This window comes from Magnetococcales bacterium, assembly GCA_015232395.1.
In the GTDB taxonomy this organism is placed as follows: domain Bacteria; phylum Pseudomonadota; class Magnetococcia; order Magnetococcales; family JADFZT01; genus JADFZT01.
Genome location: JADFZT010000103.1, coordinates 1 through 12,513 on the forward strand (window position 1 = coordinate 1; position 12,513 = coordinate 12,513).

8 protein-coding genes, 1 tRNA gene and 1 pseudogene are annotated in these 12,513 nt (G+C 53.8%); 5 read left to right on the forward strand and 5 right to left on the reverse strand.

What is annotated here, in order from left to right; genetic code table 11:
* Positions 1 to 499 precede the first annotated feature (499 nt).
* The 3 genes from HQL52_18305 to HQL52_18315 all read left to right on the forward strand — a co-directional run bounded on the left by HQL52_18305 (position 500) and on the right by HQL52_18315 (position 6,483).
* Positions 500 to 4,009, forward strand: coding sequence for a PAS domain S-box protein (locus tag HQL52_18305; GenBank protein ID MBF0371398.1), 3,510 nt, complete (start codon positions 500 to 502; stop codon positions 4,007 to 4,009).
* 226 nt (positions 4,010 to 4,235) lie between these two features.
* A complete protein-coding gene (locus HQL52_18310) occupies positions 4,236 to 5,231 on the forward strand; it encodes a response regulator (GenBank protein ID MBF0371399.1) in 996 nt (331 codons plus the stop codon).
* Between the two features lie 4 nt (positions 5,232 to 5,235).
* Positions 5,236 to 6,483: a DUF1015 domain-containing protein gene (locus HQL52_18315; protein MBF0371400.1), complete on the forward strand. Its 1,248-nt coding sequence runs from the start codon at positions 5,236 to 5,238 to the stop codon at positions 6,481 to 6,483.
* A gap of 243 nt (positions 6,484 to 6,726) precedes the next feature.
* Here the strand turns inward: HQL52_18315 and HQL52_18320 are convergent, their stop codons facing one another.
* The 5 genes from HQL52_18320 to prmA form a co-directional block, all read right to left on the reverse strand.
* A complete protein-coding gene (locus HQL52_18320; GenBank protein ID MBF0371401.1) occupies positions 6,727 to 8,469 on the reverse strand; it encodes a PilZ domain-containing protein in 1,743 nt (580 codons plus the stop codon).
* Positions 8,470 to 8,785: 316 nt separating this feature from the next.
* On the reverse strand, positions 8,786 to 9,382 hold the full coding sequence (locus tag HQL52_18325) for a PilZ domain-containing protein (protein MBF0371402.1): 597 nt from the start codon (positions 9,380 to 9,382) through the stop codon (positions 8,786 to 8,788).
* Between the two features lie 30 nt (positions 9,383 to 9,412).
* Positions 9,413 to 10,165: a flagellar motor protein MotB gene (locus HQL52_18330; GenBank protein ID MBF0371403.1), complete on the reverse strand. Its 753-nt coding sequence runs from the start codon at positions 10,163 to 10,165 to the stop codon at positions 9,413 to 9,415.
* 64 nt (positions 10,166 to 10,229) lie between these two features.
* Positions 10,230 to 10,985: a MotA/TolQ/ExbB proton channel family protein gene (locus HQL52_18335; protein ID MBF0371404.1), complete on the reverse strand. Its 756-nt coding sequence runs from the start codon at positions 10,983 to 10,985 to the stop codon at positions 10,230 to 10,232.
* Positions 10,986 to 11,175: 190 nt separating this feature from the next.
* Positions 11,176 to 11,997, reverse strand: coding sequence for a 50S ribosomal protein L11 methyltransferase (prmA, locus tag HQL52_18340; GenBank protein ID MBF0371405.1), 822 nt, complete (start codon positions 11,995 to 11,997; stop codon positions 11,176 to 11,178).
* A 158-nt stretch (positions 11,998 to 12,155) separates the two neighbouring features.
* On the opposite strand from prmA, the gene HQL52_18345 reads away from it, so the two are divergent.
* A tRNA-Phe gene (locus HQL52_18345) sits at positions 12,156 to 12,231 on the forward strand.
* A gap of 206 nt (positions 12,232 to 12,437) precedes the next feature.
* Positions 12,438 to 12,513, forward strand: a pseudogene (gene rph / locus HQL52_18350) (ribonuclease PH).

Here is a 12,513-nt window from a genome sequence, read left to right on the forward strand (position 1 = left end):
ATCATGCCCGCAAATGGACCGGGGCCAAAAACCACGTCTTCTGCATCATCACCGATACGGAACCAGCCTCCTCCTATAAAGTGGCTCAAAATTGGGAGAAGGTTTCGTGCCAAACACCCCGGATTCCCACATTCGCGGGAATGACAGCAAAAGAGCAGCGGCATGTGTCCAATTCCTGATTGGAACGACGACGACCCTCATTCAAGGCACTCAACCCAGCCCCTGCCAAGAGTCACCACTCTTCTTTAAGTAGCTAATTTTCAAAACAATTACTGCTTCCAAGCCCACCCTCTGCAGATAGATTCCGCCGCCCCTGGGGCCAGAGACCCGTCTCCCGGTGATTTTGGCTGGCCATTGGGGTATAATGGGTGTGGTTTATCAAAAACACCAAGAAGGTAGCGGAACCGTTTTACGTAATTTGAATGGTTTTTCGCATCCTGTTTTCCACAATCATGATGGTAATTAGCAGTAGAGCCCATCCAGGAGTCACGATACGGCGATGAGTAGCGGCCCTACAGGGAAAGCCGGAAATTCAGCCCCCTCTCCTCTTGCCATCTCCGGTTTTGCCTTCCGGCGAGAGGATGAAACGCTCTCCATGGCCAATACCGCCCTGCAGGCCATGCTCGCTGCATGGCCTACGCCGGACCACTGGTGGAGCCTGGTACGCCGCCGCATCACCCTTCCCGCTCCAACCCAGTGCCCGGTCTGCGGCTTGGCTCAGCGCCTGGGAAGCATGGAAACATCCCTCTCTCTGCCCGAAGGGGAACAATTTTTCGACATCACCTTTTCCGGCCACGCCCACGGGCTCACCGGGCCGGAAGCCGGAGACATGCTGCTGATCCGGGATGTCACCCTGGAAAAAAAACGCCTCGCCGACACCTCCCGGGAAATAGACCTCTACCGCTCTCTGTGCGACTCCATCGAGGATGTCTATTATCGACTCAATCCCGGGGGGATCATCCAATTCATCAGCCCCTCCTGCCATAAACTGCTCTATTTTAGAACCAAAGAGCTGATCGGCACCTATCTCCGAGATCTCTGTGTAGATCCAGACTATTGGTCGGAACTACTGGAAATTTTGGAAAATTCCGACAGTGTGGAGGATTTTGATCTGGTCCTGCGCTGCGCCAAGGGCAATCAGGTACCGGTCTCCCTCAACGCCCGTCTGGTGTTCGACGCCAAAGGTCAGCGCATCGCTATTGAAGGCATTCTGCGTAATATTGCCGAGCGGGAACAGCTGGACACCATCCTGGCGGAACGAACCCGACAGCTCCAGGAGGCGATGGTCAAGCTGGAAAATCAAAAATTTGCCCTGGACCAGCACGCCATTGTCAGCATCACCGATGCCAACGGCAAAATCATCTACATCAACGGCAAGATGGTGCAGATCAGCCAATACACCCGGGATGAAATGCTGGGTAAGGAGTTTCGCATTCTGGACTCCGGCCACCACCCCAAATCCTTTTTCAAGGAGATGTGGCGCACCCTGAACAGCGGCAGGGTGTGGCGGGGAGAGATACGCAACCGCAAAAAGGACGGCAGCTTTTTCTGGGTGGATTGCTCCATCATCCCCATCATGACCCCCTCGGGAAAGCCCTATCAGTTCATCTCCATCGGCACCGATATTTCCAGCAGGATCCAAGCGGAAGAGCGCCTGGAGGCCAACCGCTCTTTCCTGCTCAATATTTCCGATGCCATGGGCGAAGGGATCTATGTCCTCGACCTCCAGGGCCGGCTGACCTTCATGAACCGGGAGGCCGAACGGCTCCTCGGTTGGCGGGAAGACGAACTCCTGGGCCGCAACCTCCACGATGCCATCCACTATAAAAAAGTGGACGGCACCCTGGTCGCCCCCGAAGAGTGCCCGGTGCACCGCTCCCTGCTGGGACGCGCCTTCCGGGTGGATGAGGATCATTTTATCCACAAGGATGAAACCCTGGTACCCGTCTCCCATGTCACAGCCCCCCTGCTCGACGGCCGGGACATCATCGGCTCGGTGGCTATCTTCCAGGAGATCACCCAACGGCTTCAGGCAGACAAGGAGCTCAAACAGGAGCGGGATACGGCCCTGGAAGCCTCACGTATGAAGTCGGAATTTTTGGCCAACATGAGCCACGAAATCCGCACGCCGATGAATGCCATCGTTGGCATGAACGACCTCCTGATGGATACCCCTCTCAACGAGGAACAGTACGAATTTGCTGAGATTGTCCGAGACTCTTCCCAATCCCTTCTCTCCCTGATCAACGATATTTTGGACTTTTCCAAAATTGAGGCGGGCAAGGTGGATATCGAGGTGATCGACTTCACCCCGGTAACCGTGGTGGAAGGGGCTGCAGAACTCCTGGCCGCCCAGGCCCAGGAAAAGGGACTCTCCCTGATGACCTTCATCTCCCCCAAGATTCCCAACGTCTTAAGGGGAGATCCGGGGCGGTTGCGGCAGATGCTGTTGAACCTGATCAGCAACGCCATCAAGTTTACCGAAGAGGGTGAAATAGTCGTTCGCGCTCTGATAGAGAATGAAATCGACGGACGCATCAACGTGCTCTTTTCTGTGGCTGATACCGGAATTGGGCTACCCAACAAGGCCCACCAATGGCTCTTCAAACCTTTCAGCCAAGCTGGGGGAGACACCTCCCGGAAGTATGGCGGTACCGGTCTGGGATTGGCCATTTCCAAACGTCTGACCGAACTGATGGGGGGAGAGATCGGTGCGGAAAGTCAGGCCGGTGAAGGCACCACCTTCTGGTTCCGGGTTCCCTTCGATCCCTCCCGACTCCCCTCGGAAATAGACAAACTGGCGGCCAGGACCAAACACCTGAAAAATCGCCGGGTTCTCCTGATCATGGAGCAATCCACCGATAAAGAGATCATCAAGAGCTATCTGGATGGTTGGGGACTCAACTGCACCGGCGCCATAGGCCTGGAGGCCGGCAAGGAAGCCATTGACCAGAGCTTCAAGAAGAACACCCCGTTCGATCTCGTTGTAACCTCCACAGCCCTACCGGAAATCGAATTTTTGGCGCTGCCCAAAGAGATGGAAAAGGCCTATCCCGAAGCCGACCTGCATTGGGCCACTCTCCAGGATATGGACGACCGGGAGTTGCGGGAATCGGTCCTGGAAGCGGGATACCACACCAGTATCGCCAAACCCCTACGCCAATCGGAACTCTCCGCAGCCCTACTGACCACCCTGGATCCCAATTGGTCTGAGCCCCAACAAGATGCGATTCTTCCCGCCCCCCAGAAAGAGCCGTCGGTCAAGGATCCCGATGCCTACGAGGCTCTGGAGTCCGGCAAACTGCTGCTCTTGGCCGAAGACAATCCGGTCAATCAACGGGTCTCTCTCATGCAGCTGAAAAAGCTGGGGTATGCAGTCCATGCCGTCAATAACGGCAAGGAGGCCGTCGAGGCGATTTCCCACCTGCCCTACGCCCTGATCCTGATGGATTGCCAAATGCCGGTCATGGATGGTTTTGAGGCTACCCACGCCATTCGCAAGCAGGACCACACCTCTTCCCGGCATATTCCCATCATCGCCATGACCGCCAACGCCATGAAAGGAGACCGGGAGCGGTGTTTGAAGGCAGGAATGGATGACTATCTATCCAAACCCGTCGCCCCCGACGATCTCAAGAAAAAACTCAACTATTGGATCCCCAAAGGTGCCGCCGAGCCGCCCCCCATCGAACTCCACCAGCTTCGTCAACTTTTTGGTAACGACGATGAGGTCATACGGGAGCTACTGCGCCATTTTCTCCCGGCTGCCCAGGAATTACTCAATAAATTACAAGCTGCCGCCAACGAAAAAAACCAGGGAACGGTCCTGGATCTGATTCAGGAACTCAAGGGAGCCTGTTCCAATATGGGGGCCTCCGCCATGGTACAACTTGCCCGACGTCTGGAGCGGTCCATCAAGGAAGAGAATGGATGGGAAGAAGTGGCCAATGCCCTTCAAGCCCTGGACCGCGCCCATAGACGTGTGGGAACCTTCGTTGAGAACTATTGATGCCCCTCTACCGGCACACCACTGACCTCATCATTCCAGATCCGACAGTTGGGTGTACCCACATGCCGCTGCTTCTTGATCCGTCAAGCAAATCGGGGAAAAGCCTCATGACCAACAAGGTCACCACGATTTTCCCCAATTCACTATACGAACCAATAGGCTGCACCAGCTGCACCAAGTCAGCCCCCATGCAGACCACAAACATGTGGCCATCGGGAGTCGCACCATGACCAGGCCAGATCAAACCGACCTGGAAACAAACGAGGTCGCCTTGAAAGAAATTTTAAAGCTTGCCGAAACCCTTCTTTCCACCTCCTTGACGATGGAGCAGGAAAAAAGCATTGAGCGCATTCGTCAATTGGCTGGGACCATCCTCGACAGATCCCCTATGGAAGGATTTCAAGCCATCCCCTCTCAGGAACAGGAAGAAAATCCTGCAGGTCACCCAAAGGTAGGGGATAATTTGCGGATTTTGGTGGTGGAGGATAACCCCTTCACCCAAAAACTGCTTACCCGATTATTGGAAATGCGGGGCCATGGGGTCACTTTGGCAAGCAACGGCATACAAGCCCAGGAAGCGCTACGCAAAGCTTCCTACGACCTCGCCCTGATGGATCTGCGCATGCCTGAAATGGACGGCTTCCAAGCCACCATGGCTATCCGTCAGAAAGAAGCCGAAAGCCGGAGCAGACACCTGCCCATCATTGCCGTGACAGCACTGCTGGGGGATGAAAACCGACAACGGGCCTTGGAAGCCGGACTGGACGGTTTTCATGGTAAACCCATTCAAGCCGAAGCGCTCTTTGGGGAGATCAACCGGGTTTTGACTCTGAGTCGGCCACCTACTCCAGAAGCCATACCTTCCATTGAAGAGGTCGAAGCAGACATCCAGCGCCTGTTGGAAACAGTGGATGGGGATATCGCCCTGTTTAAGGAGGTTGGGGAACTCTATTTCAACGATGCCCCCCGGCAGATGGCCCTGATCCGCGAAGGTGTTTCCCAACAAAACGCCCTGCAAGTGGGTGAATCAGCCCACAGTCTCAAAGGTGCTTCGGGTGCTTTTGGCATGGAAAGCCAAGTTTACAAAATGGCCCTGGCCATTGAAAAACTGGGCAAATCTGGAGAACTCCAAAAAGCCGAATCACTGTACGACAATCTAGGCAAATCACTGAAAATATTGGAAAGTGTGTTCAACAATGTCATCCACGGGCAAGAAGGATAAACAAATGGACCAGGCACCTTTGATTCAACCCTTTTGCGGCCTGCGCCCCCTTCCCCAGCTGGTGGAAAAAGTGGCCGCCCCCCCTTACGACGTCCTGAACCGGGAAGAGGCCCGGAAGATGGCTGAAGGCAACCCCCACTCCTTTCTCCGGGTTTCCAAAGCCGATATCGAACTCTCCCCCGATATTTCTCCCTATGATCCCCTGGTCTACGAGACCGCCAAGGCCAACCTGGAAAAAATGCGTCAAAACGGCTGGCTTCAAAAAGACGACCAGGCCTGTTTTTATCTCTACCGTTTGCGTCAGGGCCCTCGGGAACAGACCGGTATCGTGGTGGCGGCATCCGTTGACGCGTTGGTCTCAGGCCGCATCAAAAAGCACGAATTTACCCGACCCGACAAAGAAAAAGACCGCACCGACCACGCCGCCACTGTCCAGGCCCATTCGGGGCCGGTTTTCCTGACTTTTCGCCACACCGAGGCGATCCATCAACTCTTCAAAACAGGAACGGCAGGAACACCGGTCTATGATTTTACAGCAAGCGATTCAGTTCATCACACCCTTTGGGTCATCCAGGACAGTACGCTTATTGAAGAGCTGAGTGCAGCCTTCAATACCCTGCCCTGCGTCTATATTGCCGATGGCCACCATCGCTCCGCAGCCTCGGTTCGGGTTCGTGACCGCTACGCTGAAAGCCGGGGCGGATTACAAGCCGATGACCCGGCCAACCGTTTTTTATGTGTCCTTTTTCCAGATGACCAAGTGGATATTCTCGACTACAACCGGGTGGTGCGCGACCTGAATGGACTCTCTGTGGAGGCCTTTCTCAAACGGGTTGGTGATCGATTCACCGTGACCGAAAGCCAGGAGCCGGTACGACCCGGCAAACCCCACGAATTTGGCATGTTTGTGGCTGGTCAGTGGTTTAAGCTGGTTTTGGATGGGGCGTTAATCGATGAAAACGATCCGGTAGCCCGCCTGGATGTGGGGCTTTTAAACGTCCACCTGTTGGATCCGATACTGGGTATCCATGATCCCAGACGGGATTCCCGCATCGATTTTGTTGGGGGAAGTCGGGGCCTGGAAAACCTGATGGAGCGGGTGGGCTCGGGAGAGATGGCAGTGGCTTTTTCGATGTATCCCACCGATCTTCAGGATGTGATGGCCGTGGCCGATGCCAACCAGGTCATGCCCCCCAAGTCCACTTGGTTTGAACCCAAGTTGCGGGATGGAATGGTCATCCAGGAACTGTAAGCAGTTTAACCTAATCTGACACGCTTTAGCGAAAATGTAGGATCTGACAGGATGGGAAATACAGGATCAAACAGGAGGGACTGGGTCAGGCTCCAGATTGGCGGCAGGCTGAATGCCAACTCATTTTACAGCAGTGCGCCGGGTTTCTTGAGGGAGTGGCAGGCAGAATCAAAAACTTGGGGAAATAGCCACTTGGCGCCCGTTTTTTCATGGTTCAAAGCCAAACCAGTATCTATTCCCCAGCTATCTGGCGTCTTGTTTGGCTTTTTTTGCCAACTCTTCCCGCTGCCTGCGCGCCACGTGGGCAAAGAGCAGGTTTTGCTGGTCCAGGGAAATGTGGGTGAGCAGGGAAGCGATTCGAAACGGCTTGTTGCCCCCCATATCCTTGACCACCACCACCTTGGCATAACAGAGTTCTTCCCGAAACACCTTACCATCTTCGCTTAATACCATCCGAAGTTCCAGCAAGTCCTCTTTTTCAAGCCAATCAGCCCGAGTTCGGAAGGCTACACCAGAAGCGCTCAAATTGACGGGATAGACTGCCATTCCCCCTTCATTGCTGCTCTTGGAACGATCCCATTTCGAGACGTCTACAGCTGCGATTCCCTCGTTGAATACTTTATAGACCTTAATCAAATCGATCTCTTTTTCGGCACCAGCCTCCAACCCTTTTTCGATCTGGCGATTGACGTTGCGCAGACTGTCGAGAATTTTTTCCCGCTTATCCAGAGTCGCAGTGAGTGCCAGTTCATCCCTTTCCCGCTGCAGCTCCATCTTTTCTTTCAAGTGGAAAAAGATTTGCAGCAGATTAAAATTGGGCTGCCCACCCCGGTTGCCCAACTCCACGGCAATCTCCAACAACAATCCAGTCAAGCCATGGAAATACTCCTCTTCGTTGGTGATGTGGGAGCGCAAAAACAGTTCATGGAGCCGATCCTTGAACCAAACGACATTGCGTCTGGCCCGAGAGCGCATGCGTTTGAGCTTTTCCACCTGCTCATCGATACGAGCCAGAAGATGCTCCTGTTTGATGATGATTTTCCGGGGGTTGAAGCTTTGATTTTCCTTAAAGCTGGCCACAGCCTGATCAAAAGATTCCCGGGTCAGCACCTTCCAGCCCAAGGGAATCTGATCGTTGACCCGAAAATCCTGCCTGCGAGGACCGGGAGGACGCCGCTCGGGACGGGGCCTGTCAGGCTTCCCAGTCAGGTCTGGCGTGCGGGCTTCGGTCGCGATTTCACGACCTTTATCGACCAGGACATCCCATTTGGTAGCGGGCTCAGCGGGTTGCTCTTCAGGCTCCGGATCAATTTTTTCTACCAGCGGTGGTGGCTTCTCTTCAGAAGGGGATACAAATTTGGGTACCACCGGCTCGGCTGGGACTGGCTCAGGCTTCCAGGGCAGATGATCACTTATTTTTTTCTGGACTGGCTTGGCAGGCTCAGAGGGCGGAGCCGGTTTTTTGGGCTTGACCGGACCCTCACCGAAGATTGTCTCATAACGGCAATCGATCCGTACAAAATCGCTGTTTTGATCTTTGGCCAACCCCACGACCCGACTGTAACAGTGAATCATGACCGGTGATTTGGCGGAGATAAAAAACTGAATTTCCAGCAGATCAGTTCTTTTGACTTCCACCTTCCGATCCAGGAAGGAAAAGCCACTCCCGTCAGGATAGAGACGGACTGGTGTGGGTTTTGGCGGTTTTTTCCCGGCTACGGCCTTGTGCAGTACAGCCCCCAATTTATGATCCAGTTGCTCCAAAGCGGTTTGGCGGCTCTGCTTGGCTGAACCACCTGTTCGTGAGGCAAGGCGGGGGGAAGTTGCTTTCAGGGATGCAGCGATTTCCTGATCCATACCACTGGTGGTGGTGAGGAGTTTATTGGAGCCGCGATATCGACGCCCCACCGTGTGGAAAACCGATGTGGAAACCTTGCGCCACCAAAGGGGAGTGGTCACAAATTTGGGAGCAGGTTCTTTCTTCACGGCAGCGCCATCACAATGAGAGTGGAGGTTGTCGGTCGGAAGCCCCGTTTCAACCGAAATCAGTTAGCGCCAGATGGATCGGAACAAGGGGTATAGAGAGCAGACATTTCCCCAGAACCAAGCCTATCGCTGATTCAAGAGGCACCTATCTCGATGATCGTTCGGCCCATACCAAGCTGGATTCATCATTCTAACAGTAATAGTGGCAGAGGCCTTCCTACCAGCTTCATACAGAGAGACCTCCCACCTGTTTTCACACAGCTTGGAGGCCTTTCCACCAATATCAGCCTGCCATAGGCCGGGGTGTAGGGATATATCAGCGACTCCGCTTTCGGCGGATCATTTCGGTCTGGCGTTGGAAGATATATTGAATGAGCCGCTCCCGGTCGTTATCGAGGATTGGATCATACTTGCAGGCAATACGGTTCATACCATCCCGATCATTTTCAAAAATATTCATCACCCGGGCATAAGCATGAATGACCATCAAAGCATCCCGTGACAGGGAGAGACGAACTTCCAAAATATCGCCGATAGCCAGGGTTGACTCTCTTTCCCAGATGGCGATTCCCCCCCCGCTCAGATTGACCGGCGTTGGTGCCAGGGGTTTTTGTTCTTCATCTGACTGGAAGAGACGAATCAGGATGTTGAGTTTTTGGTCAATTTTGCCCAAAACCTTGGCCAAATTCGGATCACTACGTTCCAATTCTCTGAGTCCACCACTAATTTCCAGTGAGGAGAGAATTTGGTCGACGTTTTCGCTTCGAACAGGAAAAGCATGATTTTTTTCGAAGTGCTCCACCACTTCGTTGAGTTCCGCTTCACTGATACGGCGCCAGGAAAATGGCAACACGTCCTCAATGCGGACAAATTGGCGTTGCTGTTGGGTCGGTGTATTTGACTCAGTGGCCATGCAGGCGTCACCAATATAAAGGATTATCGATTAATTAACCGGCTCCATCGGATCCGGAGAAGCGTTTGCGTCGACATATTGATCTCCCCCGCCATCCGGTTCACCATCTTCCGACATGGCTTGGGTCGCCCGGGTGATCATGATTTCAATCCGCCGGTTATTGGCCTGCCCCTCCTGGGTTTCGTTGGTATCCTTGGGGTGAAACTCAGCCAAGCCCCGCACCTCAAGCCGGGTGGCATCAACGCCCCCTTTTTGGGCCAGAAAGTCCACTACCGCTGCGGCCTGGTAGGCGGTCAGGATCCAGTTGTTGGGAAAGGCGGGTTTTTTATCCTTGGCTGGACGGGCATCGGTATGGCCGGTGATGTGAACCACGTTGGGAATATCGGCCAGAAGTGTAGCCATTTCCTGAAGCGTTGGTTCCATTGCCTTGCTGATCCGAAGGGTTCCACCGGGGCCTTGGGTAAACAGCTTGTCGTTATTGATGCGCACCAGAAACCCTTCATCCACCTCCACCATTTCCACTTCCCCTTCGTCCATGGTGTTCTGGAAGACGATTTCAAGCCTCTCCTTGAGCCGAACCAGGATGATCTCCTGATGAAACTCCACAGAGATCATCCGTTCGCCAGTGGGCATGGGATTGACCTGCTGGATGCGTTGTACACCGAAAGCGTCCTTCATAGAGCCTGCGGCTTGTTCAAATTTGACCCGATCCAACTGTGCGAAGGAAAGCAGCAGGACGAAGAAGGTCAGCAGAAGGGCCATCATATCGCCGAAGGTAACCATCCACCCCGGTGCGCCCTTTTTACATGGAGGACATTTTTTTGCCATGGTTGAGAGCCCCTTAGCTCTATTCGGCCATCTCTCTCAGGCTGGGTGGCAAGGCCGCCTTGAGGGATTCTTGGAGCATGCGGGGATTGACCCCCTTCTGGATGCCGATCATGCCGTCGATAACCACCTGCCGAGTGAGCTGTTCCTCTTTAGAGTAGGACCCCAGCTTGATGGCGATGGGAATGGCGATCAGGTTGGCGACGATGGATCCGTAAAGTGTCGTCAAAAGCGCCACCGCCATGGCGGGTCCGATGGAAGATGGATCTTCCATGGAGGCGAGCATCTGCACGAGCCCCACCAGGGTTCCGATCATGCCGAAAGCGGGGGCTGTTTCACCGATCCCTTCCCAGAGAGCGATCCCTTTATCGTGGCGCTGGGCAAGATATTCCAGATCCTTGTTGAGCACTGCTTCCAAAAAGTCGGGATCCGCACCATCCACGCAGTGGTTGATGGCGTTTTGCAAAAAAGCGTCCTCGGATTTAACCTTTTCGAGAGCGAGAATACCGTCTTTTCGGGCGATATTTGCCATATCAGTCAGCTGACCGATAATCTGTTCGGGCTCTTCGACCTTGACCAGGAAGGCCTTCATCATCACACCAACGGAGCCAAACACCTCACTCATCTTGTGTTTGACGAACATGGCTGCGATGGTGCCTCCAACAACCATGAGAAGGCTGGGAATGTTGATAAACATTCCGATATCGCCGCCTAACATGATCGCCATGATGATCAAGGCGAATCCCAGGACAAGCCCGATAATGGTTGCCAGATCCATGCCTATGATTCCTCTTTAATGCAGTGCAAGCTGTTGCGGGTTAGACGCCAAAAAAATGTCAGACTAGGTCGCTAACCCCGTTCATGCGAAAAACGTGCCTGTTTTGTGTGAAACATTTTTATCTTCACATTAGACCAGACAATCCTCTTCTTCCTCAACCTCAAAAGGGTCGATGTCATTGAGCGATACGTTAGCATCCTCCACCCTCATTTTTTTCAGCCTGTATGGTGACCCACTCCCCCAGGTGGAATATTTCGATATTGACAAAGCCATGGGCCCGATAGGCTTCACACACCTCTGTTGCCTGGGTCTCCAGGATACCGGATAGGATCAGGGAGCCGCCAGGGAGCAGAGAGTGACTGATTTCCCCGGCCTTATCAATCAAGACTGGTGCCAGAATGTTGGCCACTATGGTTTGGAACGGACCAGGAGGAACATCTGATGTGAGGAGAACCTCCATTTTATCGGCCACCTGATTAATACGGCCATTTTTTTGGCTGGTTTCAACGGCTATGGGGTCAAAATCGGTTGCGGTCACCTGATCGGCTCCCAGGAGCACACCGGCGATGGCCAGAATGCCGGAGCCTGTCCCCAGGTCGAGTAACGAAGTGAGCCCCCCTTGATGGGCACATCTTTCCAAGGCTTCCAGGCAGCCCCGTGTGGATTCGTGGCTGCCGGAACCGAAAGCCATTTCGGGATCCATGTGGATAATTAATCGGTCGAGGGTGTCAGCGGGTTGGGATAACCAGGAGGGCAGCACCAGGAGCCGGTTACCGATTATTTGGGGCTTAAAGTGACGTTTCCAGCTCTCCTGCCAATCCTGGTCGGCGAGGCGTTGCCAACTGACACCATCCATCTGAGGCGGATCAAAGGAGGCTAGTAGCAGCTGTAATTTGAGGTCGATTTCGGTTCGTTCTTTGGATGCGTCAAGCCATCCTCGGATCTCAAGGTTGCCACCCGTTTTTTTTTCCATGGAAGAAGCTGTGGAGCCCTGACTGGAGAGCAAGGCCATGACTGCTTCCTGTCGTCCCTCAGGGACGGTAAGACAAACTTCCCATATCATTTTGATTCCACCATTGACAAAGGTAAAGAGGAGCCAGTATAAACACTGTCGCATCAACTGTCAGCCACGGGTAATCCGACACCCACATAATGAGGTTGATGCAAAGTGCCCAGGTAGCTCAGTCGGTAGAGCAGAGGACTGAAAATCCTCGTGTCGGTGGTTCGATTCCGCCCCTGGGCACCATTTTTTATTAGCTTATTCAACAGCTTCCATTGCTGTTCCGGGAAGCTTCCCTCTCTGCCATTATGGACCCTGTGTAATTCCCGTGTAATCGTGCCAGAAAAAGTTGGATTGGGTTGCCAGCATCAAATGACGTGGCGGAGCCGATTTTCTAGCTTGTCCATGGCTTCCTGGGTGTGCTCCCCGTTCTGGTGGCTGTAGCGTTCGACCATGATCGTTCATCTCGTGAGGCGACCAGGGGCAAGCAGGGTGGTCGGACGTTGGAGATTCAGCGTTTGATTGGAC

What these genes read in the sequence shown, in the direction of transcription:
- HQL52_18310 (MBF0371399.1), top strand. Translation starts at nt 4,236, where the DNA reads ATGACCAGGCCAGATCAAACCGACCTGGAAACAAACGAGGTCGCCTTG.
- HQL52_18325 (MBF0371402.1), bottom strand. Translation starts at nt 9,382, where the DNA reads ATGGCCACTGAGTCAAATACACCGACCCAACAGCAACGCCAATTTGTC.
- prmA (MBF0371405.1), bottom strand. Translation starts at nt 11,997, where the DNA reads ATGGCCTTGCTCTCCAGTCAGGGCTCCACAGCTTCTTCCATGGAAAAA.
- HQL52_18330 (MBF0371403.1), bottom strand. Translation starts at nt 10,165, where the DNA reads ATGGTTACCTTCGGCGATATGATGGCCCTTCTGCTGACCTTCTTCGTC.
- HQL52_18315 (MBF0371400.1), top strand. Translation starts at nt 5,236, where the DNA reads ATGGACCAGGCACCTTTGATTCAACCCTTTTGCGGCCTGCGCCCCCTT.
- HQL52_18305 (MBF0371398.1), top strand. Translation starts at nt 500, where the DNA reads ATGAGTAGCGGCCCTACAGGGAAAGCCGGAAATTCAGCCCCCTCTCCT.
- HQL52_18335 (MBF0371404.1), bottom strand. Translation starts at nt 10,985, where the DNA reads ATGGATCTGGCAACCATTATCGGGCTTGTCCTGGGATTCGCCTTGATC.